The following is a 17,560-nucleotide window of genomic DNA, read 5'->3' as shown; positions in this document are numbered from 1 at the left end:
TTTATTAGGACAAAATAGAGTCGACAACATATTTAGCAATAGGCATTGCACTGGTTGCCGCTGGCGATGGCGCATTACCTACGTGCAGAGACATGGGAGAACGTACGAACTTAAAATCATGCAATAACGAGCCATCGTTGCTCACAGCCTGGGCTCGAATACCTGCTCTGTAGGGTAAAAAGTCGGCCGCGGTGACCTGCTCACAGTATTTTTTAACCAACGACGCATAATACTGTTTACTGAGACTTGACGCTAATTCACTCGCCACACTGCGTTTGTGTTGCCATAGGAGCTTCCATGTGCCAAAAAAACCCCACACATGATTTGCTTCGGTGATTGAACGAGGGAGTATTCCCTCATAACTCTCCCGTCCCGGTGCGAGTACCGCGTTAGGCCCAACGGTAGTAAAGCCACCAATCATTTTTGTAAGGTGAACCCCTAAAAATGGCATCGCAGGATCGGGAACGGGATAAATCAAGCGCTGGCTTATATGATCAAACTTTTCGGACAAACGATAATATTCACCGCGAAACGGCAAAATCCGAAAATCACATTCGAGGCCTTGTTTCCTTATCAAATGATCAGCATATACACCTGCGCAACTCACGAGGTACTGCCCTTTTACATGCTTAATTTGATGCCCTTGGAAACACGTCAGTTCAATGCCATTTCCGCTCTCAACAATCTCATCAACTTCACATTGAAAGAAAGTATCGATAACACCATTTTGTTTAGCGATTTCCAACAGACAAGCAGTGACTTGCTGATAATTCACAATCCCGGTTTTATCGACATAAACAGCAGCCTGCCCTTGAATATTCGGTTCCCAAGCTTGAATATTGTTTTGGTTCAACTTTTGTGGTGCTAAGTCGTTGTCTTTACACCGTTCATACAAGGCTTCCAACCTTTCGGTTTCTAATTCAGACGTCGCCACGATTAACTTACCACACTGTTCAAATTCGAGACCGTATTGCCGACATAGCCCTAGCGTTTGATCTAAGCCTTCACGACAAAACCTCGCTTTCATACTCCCAGGCGCATAATAAACCCCAGCGTGTATCACGCCAGAATTTCGCCCTGTTTGGTGTGTGGCCGGAGCGTTTTCTTTGTCCACAATAGCAACGCGCGCACCTGGTCTTTGCTTAGTGAGTTCATTGACAACAGCGGCTCCGACAATACCCGCGCCAATGACAATAAAGTCATATTCTTGCATCACACATACTTGAAAAATGTTAACCTACACCGATATTACCAAACCTTTCTGATTTATTTGCAAGAGAAAACAATGTCAGTAGATAAACAACGTTTAGGCGGCGTCGCACGCCTGTATGGTGAACAACAGCTCAATGTTTTATGGGGCAGCCATGTTTGCGTTGTAGGCATTGGCGGCGTCGGCTCTTGGACGGCAGAAGCCCTAGCGCGCTCGGGAGTAGGCACCATTACATTGGTCGACCTCGATGACATTTGCGTTACCAACACAAATCGCCAAATCCACGCATTGTCCGATACCATAGGAAAGGCAAAAGTCGATGTGATGGCAGAGCGAATTAAATTGATCAATCCCGCTTGCAAAGTGAATGTCGTCGAAGATTTCGTAACAGAAGACACGATTAACGAATACATCACCACAGCATTCGATGGTGTGATTGACGCGACTGATAGTATTAAAGCAAAAGCAGCCATTATTTATTATTGTAAACGCAATAAAATCCCCGTAGTGACGGTAGGTGGTGCGGGTGGGCAAATCGATCCAACCCAAATCACCAAGGGCGATCTTGCCAAAACAATTCAAGATCCATTGGCGGCAAAAGTGCGCAGTGAACTGCGCCGAAATTACCGTTTTAGTAAAAACCCCAAACGACGTTTTGGTGTAGAATGTGTGTATTCCACAGAACAGCTCAGATATCCTCAACCAGATGGTAGTGTATGCTTTAATAAATCGGCTATGGACGGCTCTACACGCCTAGATTGCGCCAGTGGCTTTGGTGCCGTAGTAACCGTTACTGCCACATTCGGCATGATAGCCGCAGCGGCGATCATCAATAAATTGACGAATAATTAAAGAAATCATAGGTTAAGCCGTTAACAGGAAAATCTTAAGCCAAGCTCATAGCGCTTAGACAAAGGAACAAAAGATGAATCAAGCAGAACTCGATAAATTGATGGCAGACAGTGCGAATGATGCGGTTGAAACTACGCGCTCAGAATTTCAAATAGCGCTAGACTACTCGGCTGATAGCATCGCCCATATCGACAATATCCTGCTCGCGTTTGTAGAACGTTATCAAGACAAAGCTCTGGAAGACAACGCCGTTTTCACGCTGTGTAACATCTACGGCGCATACATTGGCGAAACCTTTAAACGTCTGTGCGGCGGAAATTGGCGCTATGACCAATCGAACCCCGAGGCACCTTACGTATTACTGGACATGATCAATCATTCCTACGCCTTTGCTGGTATTTGCTATGAGCGACTAGTGAACGACAGTCAGGTAAGCGTAAAAAATTACTTCGACCATGCCATCGAGCAGCACAGACAATAAAACCAGCAAAGGGGCAACAATGCCCCTTTTTAATACCCCAAATTAAGCCAATCAGGCCGCTTGTTGCTTGCCTATCCACACTGACCCAGAGTCGACAACCCGCAGGCGCTTTCTAGATACGCGTTTTAGCCATAACAAACACAAAGCTACAATTAGTGCCATCATATCAACACTAATAGCATTAAGATTAACCCAACCAATTTGATTATTACTGATCACTGCAATACACGCCGTAACAGGGATCAACAACACAGATACAAAAGCTACGCCTAACAAATCAAGCCCTGCTCTGCCACTTCCGACAGCAATGGCGTAAACTAAACTGGCGATAAACACACTGTAGTAAATAGGAAAATACAAGGTATCTGCCACTTCCCCCCATTGCGCGGCATAACGAGTGGCCACCATACATAACGCAACACCAATAACAGAGCCCAGCGTGCACGATATCGTTAACACACTTAATACTCGATGCCCCAAGGGTATTGCGCCATGTTTAACCTTGCGCTTTTCAAGCCACAACAAGTTACCACTAAAAAATAAGAAGGCTCCAGAAAGCCCAAGTATAAAATAGGCAAAACGCGTCCCCATGCCACCAAAGCTCCCAAAATGGGTAGCGAACAAACCACCTACAATACTTGACCATGCGTTGTCATCACCTGGTAACCCACTGGTAAACATTAGCTTTCCGTTGTACGCGTGAAAATAAGCATAATCAGTAATTGGGCCACGCATTGTTGCCTGCTCATTAAACATACCTACACGAGCAATTGCGCGCGCTGAAGTCAGGCCAAAATATTCAATATCCATTGCTTGGTAACCCGGTGCGACTTCTTTTGCTTTTTCGATTAACGCAGACGGCAGCAAAATACTCCCTCTGTCTGTTGGTGCTGGACGAACATTACTCGAGGCGACCTTTTCTGGATACACAACGTCATCAAGCATCTCGTAAATTTCATGGTGAAACGCAAACACGATAGCCGTAAAACTGATTACAATATGAAAAGGCAAACTAGTAATACCAACCAAATTGTGGCTGTCTAACCAAAACCTATGTTGTGTTTTATTACGACGAAGGGTAAAAAACTGTTTTACCAACGTGGGCAGTAGTACCACGACACCAGAAACCAAGGCGAGAAAATACAAAATAGCCACAATACCTAACAGGTAAACACCCAGAAAATCATGCCCTAGAGAGCCGGGAATACCCGCTGTTCTGTGAAGAAAATCTACCAGTATTGCCAAATTTGAGGGTGTCGTTTGCGTCACGACCAATTTTCCATCTTCGATGCTGGCTTGGCGCAAAGGCTCGTTTAAACGCAGTTCTGATCTAACATCGCTATCGCGCCATGTAACTGGGCTTTGCCATGTATCTTGAGTAATTAAGTTAACTTGAAACCCCTTACTCGCGCCAGCGACATCAGGGGAAGCATGCTGAGTAACAGACTGCCACAATTGCTCAACTGTACTATCAATTTGTTGTACAGACAGCGCCTGTGTATTGTCACTAGGTTGTCGAGCCCATTCATCGAGCTGGGGCTTAAACATAGTTAACGCTCCCGCGTAAAAGGCAATAAACAAGAAAATGCCCGAAATCACGCCAGTCCACGTGTGTAAACTCTGATAAACCCTTAAAATATCGCCACGAACTCGCATTAAAGCATCCCTAACTTCAACATCATATTAACTCCAATTAACACCGCACCGATGCAACCAAAATAGCACCAGGCCTTTATTCCCGTTTTAAATAAAAATACGCCTGCAAAAAGCGGTAACCAAATGGGCGCCACCATCCACATATTGAATTGCCCTTTAACTGGAGCATCAAGGCCACCTGGTCCGAACCAAGCGAACAGCCCTACACATCCGAATGCAATTGCCAACCCAGCTATTGCGCCTGCGGAGATTTTTAACCACCAATCGGGCTGAACTTTATCTCGCATGACGCTTTCCTTGTTTAGAGTACGGCGGAAAAAACAATGCTAAGGTCGGTAGGAGACCAAAAAACACCATGCTATAAAGAGCGATTGATAAAACTGCAGTAGCAATGTTCATGATGAAAAAAAACGAAATGCAACCGAATAAGAACGTCAACATACCGAGCCAACGGTAAGTAGTATTGAGGGGGGCAACAAGCCAAATTTGGTTGCGATGAGTTAAGTACAACAAACCACTTCCGACCAATAGGCCACAGAGTCCCAGTAAATACATAGTACAAAACCTCGTGTCCAACGCACTGCTCAGGCTGCAGTACATGTTCCTTGGAATAAAAAAGGGGAATTGTAGGGACTTAAATAAGTTTTGTAAATGATAACAATTAGCAATTACATGTAACTTACAAAATAGATCAGCTTAAGGTTGAACCCAATCGTTCAACATGAATTTAACGTGTTGGCTACGCAACACTACCAACAGACAAGTTGCAGACAGAAACACCAATAGCCCACTGGATAAATTGAAAACTCCGCCCGATTGTACGACCGCACTGAGATTAAAAAGTACTTGCGCGAGCAATGCCAGAACCATAGTAGGCTTAATCAACACAGCCCAACGAATCCATCCCCTATCCCACAGTTTTTGTCTAAAACCAAAGATGAAAAACAAAACAACAAAGGGCACTGCTAGTCCTAAGTTAATTTCAAACAAAACTGGGTCTGGATAGAACAACCGCATCAAAGTGTCTGTGTGCTCTCGGCTTGCCAGCGCAAATACAAGCAGCACCCAGTCTTTTAGCCCCAATGCTAAGATCCAAAACAGCCATTTGGGCGGTTTAATTCTTCCCGCTTCATCGTAACAGTGTAAAGGTAACGCTAACATTGGTGGGGTTATAAACTCATAGCAAAATGACGACTGACGTTACACATTTTATGTGTCAGATAAAAACGCCAATCCTAAGTGAGTAGTGGTAAATGTCAAATGGTTAGTGTTTTCGCCTGATTATGACATACTTGAACAAAGCTTTATCCCCTTTTAAAGCGTTATCGAAAGTCGCAGTTAACATTTTGTTCCTGTATAATTCGCCGCCTTAAAATCCCCATACACATAAAGTCAGGCCCTTATGAGTGTAGAAAAATTTGACCCCAAGCAAACGACCACCTTAGATACCCCGCAAAAGGTGTTGTCAGAGCAAGTAGAAACCCAGCAGTCGACAGGTAACGCCAAAATTGGCTTTGTCAGTTTGGGCTGCCCGAAAAACTTGGTGGATTCAGAACGTATACTCACTCAACTTCGAACCGAAGGGTATGACGTAGTGCCAACGTATAACGACGCCGAACTGGTTATTGTCAATACCTGTGGCTTTATCGATGCCGCGGTTCAAGAATCGCTCGATACTATCGGCGAAGCATTAGCCGAAAACGGGAAAGTGATTGTCACTGGGTGCCTAGGGATAAAAGAAGACGAAATTCGCGAAGTTCACCCTAATGTTCTTGCTATTACAGGGCCGCACGCATACGAGTCAGTGGTGGAACAAGTGCATGAGCATTTACCTAAGCCACAACACAATCCGTTTAGCCATTTGATACCTGACCACGGTGTAAAACTCACGCCACGCCACTACGCTTATTTAAAAATATCCGAAGGCTGTAATCACCGTTGTACGTTCTGCATTATTCCCTCCATGCGCGGCGATTTAGTGAGCCGCCCTGTAGGAGAAATTATTGATGAAGCTAAACGACTAAAATCCGCTGGCGTCAACGAACTGTTGGTTATTTCACAAGATACCAGTGCTTATGGTGTTGATGTAAAACACCGCACGGGTTTTTGGAACGGAATGCCGGTGAAGACTCATCTAAAACAACTGTGCGACAAACTTGGTGAACTAGATATGTGGGTACGATTGCATTACGTTTACCCCTACCCTCATGTCGATGACCTCATCCCACTGATGAACGAAGGGAAAATCCTACCGTATCTGGATATTCCCCTACAGCACGCCAATAAACGTATATTGCGCCTAATGAAACGCCCCGGCAGTGCAGAGCGCACGTTAGAGCGTATTCAAAAGTGGCGAGAAATCTGTCCTCAATTAATTATTCGCTCTACATTCATAGTCGGTTTCCCTGGTGAAACCGAAGAAGAGTTTGAAGAATTACTCACTTTTATTCGGGAAGCACAGTTAGATCGCGTAGGCTGTTTTGCATATTCTCCAGTCGAAGGCGCTGTGGCCAACGACTTACCAGAGCCTGTACCAGAAGCAGTCAAACAAGCTCGCTTAGCTCGATTTATGGAAGTACAAGGTGAAATCAGTGCCGAACGCCTGCGTCAACGCATTGGTAATGAATATCAAATCGTGATCGACAGTGTTGATAGCGAAGGCGCAGTAGGACGATGTTATGCTGACGCACCAGAAGTTGATGGTGTTGTACACCTCAATGGTGCCTATGACCTAAAACCGGGTGAACGCGTTTGGGCTGAAGTGATTCATACCAACGAACACGATATGTGGGCGGTTGTTTCTCAGGATGAGGAAGATGAAGAGTTTGATGAAGAAGATTCTGTCTCTGGTGATACAGCCTAACGCTAACGGTTAAGTGCAACCACTAAGAAAAAGCCAGTCTAGCTAGACTGGCTTTTATTCTATTTACCAAGGTAGCACTTCACCATTTGAGTGAATAAAGCGCCCAGCGTTGTCTAATGTCATTTCATCAATACGCTGGATTAATCGACTTGCCGATGTTTGCGCATCAATATCACCATTCCCATTCACCATTTCTGTTTGCACAAATCCAGGATGAAATAGGCCTACCGCGATTTTTTTCGGTGCCAAATCCTTTGCCATCGATACGCCAGCAGCGTTTAACGCTGCTTTTGACATACGATAACCATAGTAACCACCAGAACCATTGTCAGCCATAGAGCCCATACGACTGGTAATCATGGCAATCTTACCATTTTCTACTATCTGGCTGGCCAATACTTGCGATACTAATAACGGCCCCATAGCGTTTACACGAAACTGGTGCTCAATAGTACGAGGGCTCCATTCATCAAACGCTTCAGCGGCCAGTACACCTGCATTATTGATTAACAGGTCGATTTTGACGTTTTTAATCGCAGCCAAACTTGCCGGTAGTGTTTCAGGGTTAGCTACGTCTACTCCAGTGATAACATTTGCGCCAGATGCGGTCAGTGCATCTGAGGAATGACGGCACAACGCATACACTGTGTGCCCTGCATTAAGATAAGCCTCAACAAACGCTATACCAATACCGCGATTCGCACCTGTGATAACAATATTCACATCACTCTCCTTTTTCTGTCTTACCCTTGGGTACTCGCCAACAATCGAGCGAGATCATCCGGTGTATCTATGCCAACCGGAGGTGGCGCAACGGCGTCGTCTACATGGATTAAGTCGTCGTACCAAAGGGCGCGTAACTGTTCTAACGACTCAATACCTTCTAATTGAGACGGCGCATAACCTACGTATTGCTTTATGTAAGAAGCTGTATAGGCATAAATACCGATGTGACGACGATAACGGCTAATGTTAACCGTTACGGGTGATTGCATCATCGTCTCGCGTTCAAATGGGATCACCGAACGTGAAAAATATAAAGCTCTGCCCGTTGATGATGCTTGAACTTTTACCACGTTAGGGTTTAACACCTCATCTGCATCATCAATGGGGGTCGCTAACGTCGCCATGGCGCAGTCTGGGCGGGCGCGTAAATTATCCGCGACTTGCTGAATGTTGTCGGCTGGAACAAATGGTTCGTCACCTTGCACGTTCACAATAATCTCATTATCTGCAATATTGAGTTTTTCTATGACTTCCGCCAAACGTTCTGTACCAGAGGTGTGATCTTCACTGGTCATGCACACCTCAGCATAAGACGTGATGGCCGCTGCAATTTCATCGTGGTCTGTCGCAACAATCACTCTACTCGCACCGGCTTCTTGCGCGCGCTCAACCACATGGCGGATCATGGGCTTTCCATGAATATCAGCCAAAGGCTTACCGGGAAATCGAGTAGATTGGAAACGCGCGGGAATAATTACCGTGAATGCCATTTAAGCCTCTACTTAATTGCTTCAATCGCATCTAACGACAATTGTTCAGCTTCATTTTCAATCAGCACTGGGATCCCTTCTTTAATGGGATAACTCAAGCGGTCGTAGCGACACACCAAACTGCTGTTTTGCGCTGAGTAAAGCAACTTCCCTTTACAAACGGGGCACGCCACTATATCTAATAATTTTTTATCAAAGGCCATGATGTTTTCCTTTTGGTTGATAACCTGCTGCTATCAATAAATCACTTAACTGGTTATAAAACGCCTCTGGCAATTGTGCATCAATAGGCTGATACCAACAATTATCATGGGCTAACTTCCCAAGTTTAACCGCGTCTTTTTCTGTCATTACGGTGCACCCTCCTGGTATATCGCCTGCTTCATAAGGGTGATGATCGGGAAAGGCTTTACAAGCCTTGAGTGGGATGTTCATCCCCGAAAGTTGTTCGAAAAAACGTTGTGGATACCCAATCCCTGCTATCGCATGTGCCCCGCCGCTTTCATTGGCAATCGCTATCATATCGCCTACGGTTGCTGTTCTCTCACTATGTTGCACATGCCGAAAACCATTGGGTTGTAACCCCATTTGCCATTGGGGAGAGCGAATAAATGCCAGTGCTTGGCTATCGATTTCGGCGTTATTGTGAATAATGGCGTCGACCTTGTTCAGTCGCCACTTACCTTCTCGCAGCGGCCCCATGGGCATCAATGCCCCGTTCCCCCACAGGCGCTTGTCCATCACAACAAGCTCAATGTCCCGTTGCAGCGCATAGTGCTGTAGGCCATCATCACAAATCACTAGATTACAACCAAACTTGTTAACTAAGGCATCAGCGCCTCGTGCACGCTTGGGGTCGATAACAACAGGTAAACCAGTGCGACGTGCTAACAATAAGGGTTCGTCGCCGACTAAGGTGGCGCGGTCGGAAGCTAAAACAAGGTGAGGAAAATCTGTCGCCTTTCCACCATAACCTCTGCTCAACAGTCCAACCTGATAACCTTTTTTTGTAAAATAGTCTGCAAGTGCAACTACCACAGGGGTTTTTCCGTTCCCGCCTACCGAAATATTACCAACGACTATTACACCAGCATCGACTTTAGTGGCTTTTTTTAGGCCGACAGCAAACAAAAATCGCCGACATGAAGAGACCAACCAAAATAATAAAGCAAAGGGCAACAGCAGCCATTTGATGGCCGAGTTCTCATACCATATATGATTGATAGTGACCATTACGCCAGCTCTTCACCGAATTGCATTTGGTGAAGTTGAGCGTATGCACCGCCTTTCTGCAGCAGTTCATCATGCTTGCCCTGCTCAACCAACCGACCTTGGTCGACAACAATAATGCAGTCTGCGTTTTCAATCGTCGACAAGCGATGTGCTACTACAATGCTGGTACAGTTTTGTTGTAATTTATGCAATGCGTCTTGAATCAAACGCTCAGATTCAGTATCTAGCGCTGATGTTGCTTCATCCAATATCAAGATTGGGGCGTTGAGCAATACAGCTCTGGCAATGGCTATACGCTGGCGCTGCCCACCGGACAGTTTGCCACCGTCTTCACCAATCACTGTATCAAGCCCGAGTTCGAGATCTTGAGTAAAGTCCAACACGTGTGCCATACGCGCCGCTTCTTCTATTTGCTCACGACTAAATTGATTGTCTGAACCATACGCAATGTTGTTGGCGATAGTGTCGTTAAATAAGGTCACTTGTTGAGAAACGAGGGCAAACTGACTACGCAAGTTTCGCAGTTCGTAATCATTGATATTGTGGCCATCCAGTGTTATTTGCCCTGACTGAGGCATATAAAACCGAGTGAGTAATGACGAAATGGTCGACTTCCCACTACCAGAACGCCCGACTAGCGCAATGGTCTCGCCAGGTTTCGCAGTAAAAGAAATACCTTGCAATGCCGGACGTTCGGCTTGGGGATAGGTAAAAGTAACATCGTCAAAAACCACTTCACCTTGGGCTTTATCAACCGATAACTTACCTTTATTTATCTCAATATCTTCATCTAACACGTCAAAAATACTTCCGCATGCAGCCATACCGCGCTGGAACTGCGTGTTAATCGTAGTCAATTGTTTCAATGGCTTTAACAACATCACCATGCACACTACCACGTTGATGAATACACCTGCGGTTAACCCTTCAATCATGCCCGGAGTGCTTGCAATGTATAGCACAACAGCGAGCGCAACAGAGGCGATCACTTGAATAGAAGAGACGCTAAGAATTTGTGACACTGAGAGCTTCATGGTTTGCTGGCGATTGTGGTTGTTTTTCTTAGCAAAACGCGTTTGTTCCACGTCTTGTGCACCAAACATTCTTACCACTTTATGCCCTTTCACCGCTTGTTCAACAGCCGAGGTTAAATTCCCCATCGCCTTTTGAATATTGCGGCTCACTAGTCGGAAACGCTTGCTCACATAAGACACAATTAACGCAACCGCAGGACCAATAAGTAAAAACACCAATGATAACTGCCAAGACTTCCAAAACATCACAACTAGCAAACCAATAACAAACGCACCTTCTCGCACTAGCGTTAACATGGCCTTACCTGCAGCGTTCGCCACTTGCTCAGTATCAAATGTTACTTTTGATATCAGTGAGCCTAAAGATTCTTGGTCGTGATAACTCACAGGCAAATGAATGTATTTTGAAAAAAGCTCCTGACGCATTCGCATCACAACTTGTGAGCCGATCCATGCCAATGAATAGGTGCCCATAAAATTGAAAACACCCCGCAGTATAAAGATCGGTACAATCAGATAAGCGCCCAGGCGCAAATAATCGTAATTTTGATTTCCCAATGAGTCGTCGATAACTGGCTCTAATTGCGAAAAGATAAAAGTATCAATGGCCGCATACCCCACCATTCCAAGAATAGCCAAGGCGAAAACGGATTTAAAATCTTTCAGGTAGTTAACAAAACGTCTGAAATTAGAAGGGGACGGCTGTGATTGCATATTTATGTAGTAAGACTCCTAAAACCACGTTTATTGTACCTGTATATGAACCAAAACCCTACTTTACGTACAAATAAATCTGTTATTCAATCACCGCCGACTTAGCACTGTGCAAAGAATCATCAATATCTGACCGGTGCGCAAGCGGGCGTTGAAACCAAGGGGTTGCTGGGGCATTTCTCATTGTATATATGTGGGGTAATTCCGATTTTTCAAAGTCAAAGCGCAGATACCCATGATAGCTGGTCAGCAATGGCTTGATATTGTTGTGGTGGTAACGTGCGAGTACCTCTGAGTGGGGAAAGTTCCAGCGATGCTGATAAGCCTGAGTAAACACCACCCACTCAGGGTCAACGGCGTGGATAAATGCAGGTGTTGATGAACTTTTACTCCCGTGATGTGGGGCCACTAGAATATCGGCTTTAAGCTCAGTGTGCATGGCAATTAACGCCCGTTCACTCACAGCTTCGATATCGCCGGGGATCAATATCCGATACCCCGCAATCGTGACCAACAAAACACAAGAGGCATTGTTCTTCGGTTTTTTATTCGGAGCAAGCGGCCACAATGCCTGTAAATGAATCCCTTCCCAAGTTCGCGAGTATCCAGCAATACAGTCTTTTTCAGGTGTGATGACATCTGCGTGTGGATAGGCGCGTGTTATCGCCTCAACGCCACCATAATGGTCATTATCGAAATGGGACACGTAGATCGAATCGAGATGCTCGACACCTAGCCTATCCATAGCTGGCAGTATATAACGTTCTGCTGCAGAGCCGCCCTGATAGAAACTTGCCCCCGTGTCGATCACAATGCCCTTTCGACCATACGTCAACAGGAACGCCGAGCCTTGCCCCACATCGAGTACATGAAATTGCCACTTTACTGGAGGCCAAGTTATCAAATGACTTGCTACGCTGCCCATTAACACTGCTAATGCGAGTGTTTTAAAGTAAAATTTCGGCATCATGACAATCAATAGAATGACACCCACTAGCCACCACACTTCAACCGGCAAAAATTGCACATCAATCCCTTGCCAAGTATCACTCACACATACCTGCACCAGACTCATCAGGCTTTCGATTGTCCATCCCGACCAGACCAAAAGCCGTACGCTATCGAACAACCAAAATATTCCATTACCCAACAGTATGCATGGCACCAACACGAGTGCAATCAACGGCGTAACAAACAAATTAAGCACAACACTGAGAACACTCACCAACCCAAATTGGGCAGCGGTTAATGGCACCATCGCTAAAGACAAACACAACTGAAGCTTAAACGCACTTTTGAGTTTGTCTTTAAACGTTTGAAAAGGCAGCCCAAACCGCCAATGAATCAACCAAATGACACAGACCGCAGACACTGACAACCAGAAACTGACGCCAAGTACCGCAAATGGAAACAAGACTAAACACAGTGTAACCATCCATAAACATAAATGGCGAATAGCCCAGTATGAACTTGCATGAAAAACCAAGGTGGAAAGTAACAACAGTAACCATGCTCGAGCTACAGGAATTTGTGCACCCGCGAGGTAGGTAAACAAAACGGTAACCAGTAAAAGAGTGCCACCTGTTAATCCTCGTAAATCAACAGGCTTAGAGAATAAACATCGCGGCCCAAATGTCATCACGCGACACAAATAAATCGCCCAAACGGCCACTACCCCAACATGCAAACCGGATATACTCATCACATGAGCCAACCCAGAATGCTGAAGAACGCGCCAATCCTCTGAGGTCAGGGCGCTACGGTCTCCATAGCCGAGCGCAAGTATCCATTTTAGCCCAGGCACTTTGTGTTGTTTTAGGTTGTCGAGCCATCGCTGACGCCAACTGTTGCTCACTGTCAGCACGCGGTTGTTGGCATCGGGTTTAATGTACCCAGTGGCACTAAGCCCTTGACTCAATGCACTTTGACGAAAATCCCACCCGCCGGGATTGAGTGGACTATGAGGCCGCCGCAGCTTAACCTTAAGCATTACCCGCTGACCGGTTAAAAAACGTTGTGTTAGCTGATAAGCGTTTACACGCACGTTAATCGCTGGTTGATAGTGGTCATTATCGAGCTGTGTTACCGCAATGGTGTAATTATCAACCTTGTGTGTATGGGTATGAACCGTAATTTGGCCGATAATTGTGACATCTCGTTGAATTTTATCACTCGGCAGTTGCCAATGTAGCAGCCAATGCCATACACTCGCCATCCAGATTATCCCCACAATAAAGCCAAATAATAAACTGAGTGCTTGGGCTTGATACCCAGAACCAGCAAAAGGCAGGGGGATGCCACGAATATCTGTATAAATTTTTGCCTTTATCAGCATTATCATTACAGTAAATAACAATAACGCCAAGATGACCATGGCCAATGAATTAGGCAGCATGGGCCACCAACGCGAAGATATAGCGCCCGTACAAAATCCGACGAGGCCTAACGTGGTATTACATTGCATTCCATTGCCTAAAAAGAGCCGAGTTTGTTTTAAGTTGCTATGCCAAAGAATTTTATAAAACGTATATTGCCAAGCCACGAGAAGGTTAAAAACCACAAGGGCCTAAAGATTTTTGGTAAGATTCTCCACGAACCAAACCTGTGGCACCTTAACCGACGTTCGGCATCAGGCGCGTTTGCTATTGGGCTTTTCTTTGCCTTTTGCCCGCTCCCCATTCAAATGTGGCTAGCCGCAGGCTGCGCCATTATTTTTCGCGTCAACCTCCCCATATCAGTGGCAACGGTGTGGTTAACTAATCCTATAACTATGCCTCCGGTATTCTACGCCTGCTATGTCGTAGGCGCGACTGTACTAGGGGTCGAATTAGGCTCATTTAAATTTGAATTAAGTTGGGACTGGATAATCACAAGTTTAGAAACGATCGGCCCAGCGTTTTTGGTTGGCTGCCTGATATGCTCGGTTGTGTCGAGCATTCTTGGTTACTATATTTTAAATTGGTTGTGGCGTCGGTCGGTCAAAAAAGCCTGGCGAGACCGCCAGTTGGAACGAGCAACCTCACACACTAAGTAAGGTTGCTCAAATAAGCTGTTTAGGCCTATTCAAAAATAACCACACGGTCGCGACCTTGATGTTTGGCTCGATAAAGCGCCTGGTCAGCATGTTTTAACAAGGTGTCGTAATCGTTTGCAGTGTGAATGCTAGCAATCCCAGCACTGACTGATATCGATAATTGCGGCGCAATATCATGAAAATCATGAGATTTGATCACTTCCCTGACCATTCCAACACACTGTCGTGCCTGAGCAATATCTCTGTTCGGAAACAGCAACGCAAATTCCTCTCCGCCCCAACGCGCGCAAACCGCGTCTTGTGGCGCTATTTGAGACATCTGGCAAGCCACTTCTGCAATCACTTTATCGCCCACCAAATGGGAATATTGGTCATTCACTTGTTTAAAGTGGTCAATATCAATCAGTGCTAAACAAAGCGGTTGCTGTTCGAGTTTGGCCTGTTCAAAACAATGAACGAGCTGTTCGTCAAATGCTCGACGATTCGCAATGCCCGTCAGCAGATCGTGTGTGGCCTGATACTCAAACAATTTACTTTGTTGCTCCAAAGACTGTGTTTGTTGTTTTACTCTTGCCTTGAGTTTCGCTTCTGATTTTTTGAGGTGTGCAAAGCGAGCTTTATATACCAAGTATATCAGGCAGCAAAATGCCGAAAACATCACAATTTTAAACCAGCTTGTTTGGCTAAAATGCGGTTTCACAACTACTGAAATAGGGTTGACCTGTTCGTGCCACTCTCCATCAGGATACCGAGCCCGTACTCTAAACCTGTATTGCCCTGGCATTAAGTTGGTGTATTCCGTCACCCTTAGTTGGCCGCGATTAACCCAGTGTTTGTCAAACCCTTCAAGCAAAGTCTGATATTCAATACGTGTAGGCATGGCAAAGCCGAGACCTGCATATTTAAACGACAATCGATCAACAGCGGAAGAGACCACGACGTCTTCGTTTGCTGTTGAGCGAGACTGTATCTCACCATCTAACAAAACGTTCTCAATACTGACTGGAATGGGAAACTGACTAATTTTGGCTAAATTATGCGGTTGCGTTGTCGCTAGCCCTTTGGCCGAAGCGAACCAAAGATCGCCCTTGTCATCAATAAACTGAGAGGGTTGAGAGCCACCATTCATCTGAATACTCATCAAGCCGTCTTCTTCTTTAAACCACTCAAAAGTGAGCTGGACTGTTGGATCAGCCAAACTCGCGGTTAACGCATTCGACGTAGTCTGAATAATACCTCTGTTAGACGTGATCCATACCTGACCTTGAGCATCAAAGTTAATAGAAAAAATCTTATCAACCGGCAACCCTTGTGCTTTACCGACAAGTTTGACTGAGGATGTTTTATTTTCGTAAAACGCTACACCGCGATCAGTCGCCATCCATGTGCCATTATCATCAACATAAAAGCTGAATGCATATTGTGCATCTGACTGCTTGGGAAACGTGATTTGGTGAATTACGCCCTTGTCGTAATATGCTACACCTAATCCAGTTGCGATCCAAACACGGCCAAATTTGTCTTCAGCAAGCCCCATGGTAAAGTGCGCTTGTAGCCCATTACTTTCATCATATGACTCTAAGTGTCCATTCGGCAATTGCCTGATCAGGCCTTGCGCCGTGCCTATCCAAAGGCTGCCATCATGGGCTTCCAACGTTGCCCTCACTTCATTACTTGGCAAACCATTGTATCTGTCTAACCACGGCCTCAGTGCACCGTTTTCATATATCCATACTCCATCGGTATAGGTACCAACAAGCACACCACCGCTGCTACGCTGCATCAAACTCAGTACCGACAAGGTTCGCCCATCGTCAGTCGGAATTGCCATAAATTGGTCATGTTCAAGTAAGTCTAAGCCACTGCTACTGCCAACCAATAAGCCCCCATCCGCTTGTTGCATAACCGTTCTGATATAATTACCACTCAATCCTTGTGTTGCAGTAAAGGTGGTAAACGGCGCTCTGCGCAAACGGAACATGCCGCCGTTGGTGCCCACCCAGATATTACCTTCTAAGTCTTGTAACAACGAAAAAATACGATTATTGGGGAGGCCTCCAGTAGCGTCGAGTTTCTCCAAGCCCCGTGTGCTATAGCGATACAAACCATGATTGATAGTTCCAACCCACACGCTGTTCTGATCATCCACTAAAATACTCGTAATAGTGACCTTTTCGAGGGCTTCGTGTAGCAAAGAAAAACTGTCACCTCGTTGTATCCATATACCTTTTTCGGTACCGACCAGTAACTGGCCGTTGACATTTAACCCCAGAGCAAAGGTCGGCTCTGACAATGCGTTTAGATTGGGTTGGGCGCGGCTAAATTGATGATTTTGATAAACAAATAGCCCCTGATTTGTGGCGAACCAGATCCGCCCTGCATGATCTTCGGTAATTTGATAAGCACTTCCTTGCGCTAAATATTGTGCATGTGAACCGTCAGCAAACCTGACTTGTATCCCCGCATCTTCCAACGCTAACCACAATGCGTTGTCAGCACTTTTAAAGGCGTAATTAACCATAGAGGTAGTATTGGGCAGCGCTTGCCAATGCTGACCAGATACCAAAGAGATGCCTCCTCTCCCTCCCCCTACGATCAGTGCATCGCTACCAGGGTGATAGTACAAGCTACGAATACCCGAATCTGGTAAACCTGTACGTTCGCCTCGGGTATACACCTCAAACTCAATACCATTGTAACGCGCAACCCCTTCCCATGTTCCTGCCCAAATATAACCGTCGGGCGTTTGCTCAAGGGCATTGATACTGTTATGTGGCAAGCCATCTTGTGTGCCCCAAGTTTGCGTAAAGTACCGATTCAAAGGCACAACGTCTGCAGCAAAAGCCGCGCCTACATTTACCACACAGGCACATAACACGGTCAGGACAAGGATGAAATAAGATACAGACTTCAAGTTTTTTCGCTTTTTAATAATGTTCACTTATTATGCTACTGGCTTCGCTTCCTGAACACAAAAGTAAACGCCC

The 17,560-nt window shown here is 45.6% G+C and carries 15 protein-coding genes; 4 read left to right on the top strand and 11 right to left on the bottom strand.

Features of this window, described 5'->3' with window-relative positions:
• Positions 1–4: 4 nt before the first annotated feature.
• Positions 5–1,213: an L-2-hydroxyglutarate oxidase gene (gene lhgO, locus ACXAH6_RS09940; protein ID WP_474876512.1), complete on the bottom strand. Its 1,209-nt coding sequence runs from the start codon at positions 1,211–1,213 to the stop codon at positions 5–7.
• A 72-nt stretch (positions 1,214–1,285) separates the two neighbouring features.
• Between lhgO and tcdA the strand changes: the two genes are divergently transcribed.
• Both tcdA and ACXAH6_RS09930 read left to right on the top strand, forming a co-directional pair.
• Positions 1,286–2,062, top strand: a complete 777-nt coding sequence (gene tcdA, locus ACXAH6_RS09935) for a tRNA cyclic N6-threonylcarbamoyladenosine(37) synthase TcdA (RefSeq protein WP_474876511.1) — start codon at positions 1,286–1,288, stop codon at positions 2,060–2,062.
• Positions 2,063–2,135: 73 nt separating this feature from the next.
• Positions 2,136–2,543 carry a hypothetical protein gene (locus ACXAH6_RS09930; RefSeq protein WP_474876510.1) on the top strand — a complete coding sequence of 136 codons (408 nt, stop codon included), beginning with the start codon at positions 2,136–2,138 and terminating at the stop codon, positions 2,541–2,543.
• 51 nt (positions 2,544–2,594) lie between these two features.
• Here the strand turns inward: ACXAH6_RS09930 and ACXAH6_RS09925 are convergent, their stop codons facing one another.
• The 3 genes from ACXAH6_RS09925 to ACXAH6_RS09915 form a co-directional block, all read right to left on the bottom strand.
• Positions 2,595–4,199, bottom strand: a complete 1,605-nt coding sequence (locus ACXAH6_RS09925) for a PepSY-associated TM helix domain-containing protein (protein ID WP_474876509.1) — start codon at positions 4,197–4,199, stop codon at positions 2,595–2,597.
• A complete protein-coding gene (locus tag ACXAH6_RS09920) occupies positions 4,199–4,486 on the bottom strand; it encodes a hypothetical protein (RefSeq protein ID WP_474876508.1) in 288 nt (95 codons plus the stop codon). Before ACXAH6_RS09920 ends, ACXAH6_RS09925 begins: the two co-directional genes overlap by 1 nt.
• A gap of 409 nt (positions 4,487–4,895) precedes the next feature.
• Positions 4,896–5,360 (bottom strand): DUF2919 family protein, encoded by a 465-nt coding sequence (locus ACXAH6_RS09915; protein WP_474876507.1) that lies wholly within the window; start codon positions 5,358–5,360, stop codon positions 4,896–4,898.
• Between the two features lie 241 nt (positions 5,361–5,601).
• Between ACXAH6_RS09915 and rimO the strand changes: the two genes are divergently transcribed.
• Positions 5,602–7,062 carry a 30S ribosomal protein S12 methylthiotransferase RimO gene (rimO, locus tag ACXAH6_RS09910; RefSeq protein WP_474876506.1) on the top strand — a complete coding sequence of 487 codons (1,461 nt, stop codon included), beginning with the start codon at positions 5,602–5,604 and terminating at the stop codon, positions 7,060–7,062.
• 63 nt (positions 7,063–7,125) lie between these two features.
• Here the strand turns inward: rimO and ACXAH6_RS09905 are convergent, their stop codons facing one another.
• The 6 genes from ACXAH6_RS09905 to ACXAH6_RS09880 all read right to left on the bottom strand — a co-directional run bounded on the left by ACXAH6_RS09905 (position 7,126) and on the right by ACXAH6_RS09880 (position 14,003).
• Positions 7,126–7,785 carry an SDR family oxidoreductase gene (locus tag ACXAH6_RS09905; protein WP_474876505.1) on the bottom strand — a complete coding sequence of 220 codons (660 nt, stop codon included), beginning with the start codon at positions 7,783–7,785 and terminating at the stop codon, positions 7,126–7,128.
• A 20-nt stretch (positions 7,786–7,805) separates the two neighbouring features.
• Entirely contained in the window at positions 7,806–8,558 is a 753-nt protein-coding gene (gene kdsB / locus ACXAH6_RS09900; RefSeq protein ID WP_474876504.1) for a 3-deoxy-manno-octulosonate cytidylyltransferase, read from the bottom strand.
• 8 nt (positions 8,559–8,566) lie between these two features.
• Complete coding sequence (locus ACXAH6_RS09895; RefSeq protein ID WP_474876503.1) at positions 8,567–8,761, bottom strand: Trm112 family protein; 195 nt, start codon at positions 8,759–8,761, stop codon at positions 8,567–8,569.
• Positions 8,751–9,791 carry a tetraacyldisaccharide 4'-kinase gene (gene lpxK / locus ACXAH6_RS09890; RefSeq protein WP_474876502.1) on the bottom strand — a complete coding sequence of 347 codons (1,041 nt, stop codon included), beginning with the start codon at positions 9,789–9,791 and terminating at the stop codon, positions 8,751–8,753. The genes ACXAH6_RS09895 and lpxK overlap by 11 nt, the downstream gene beginning before the upstream one ends.
• Positions 9,791–11,539: a lipid A export permease/ATP-binding protein MsbA gene (msbA, locus tag ACXAH6_RS09885; RefSeq protein ID WP_474876501.1), complete on the bottom strand. Its 1,749-nt coding sequence runs from the start codon at positions 11,537–11,539 to the stop codon at positions 9,791–9,793. Before msbA ends, lpxK begins: the two co-directional genes overlap by 1 nt.
• A gap of 82 nt (positions 11,540–11,621) precedes the next feature.
• Positions 11,622–14,003 (bottom strand): DNA internalization-related competence protein ComEC/Rec2, encoded by a 2,382-nt coding sequence (locus tag ACXAH6_RS09880; RefSeq protein ID WP_474876500.1) that lies wholly within the window; start codon positions 14,001–14,003, stop codon positions 11,622–11,624.
• Positions 14,004–14,042: 39 nt separating this feature from the next.
• Here ACXAH6_RS09880 and ACXAH6_RS09875 point away from each other — a divergent pair, with 39 nt between their 5' ends.
• Positions 14,043–14,573, top strand: a complete 531-nt coding sequence (locus ACXAH6_RS09875) for a DUF2062 domain-containing protein (RefSeq protein WP_474876499.1) — start codon at positions 14,043–14,045, stop codon at positions 14,571–14,573.
• Positions 14,574–14,598: 25 nt separating this feature from the next.
• On the opposite strand, the gene ACXAH6_RS09870 is transcribed toward ACXAH6_RS09875, so the two are convergent.
• Complete coding sequence (locus tag ACXAH6_RS09870) at positions 14,599–17,487, bottom strand: ligand-binding sensor domain-containing diguanylate cyclase (RefSeq protein ID WP_474876498.1); 2,889 nt, start codon at positions 17,485–17,487, stop codon at positions 14,599–14,601.
• Positions 17,488–17,560: the final 73 nt, after the last annotated feature.

Source organism: Alteromonas sp. ABE4_545 (genome assembly GCF_056161325.1).
The sequence above is the reverse complement of the archived record's forward strand: the minus strand, read 5'-3'. Positions and strand labels throughout refer to the sequence as shown.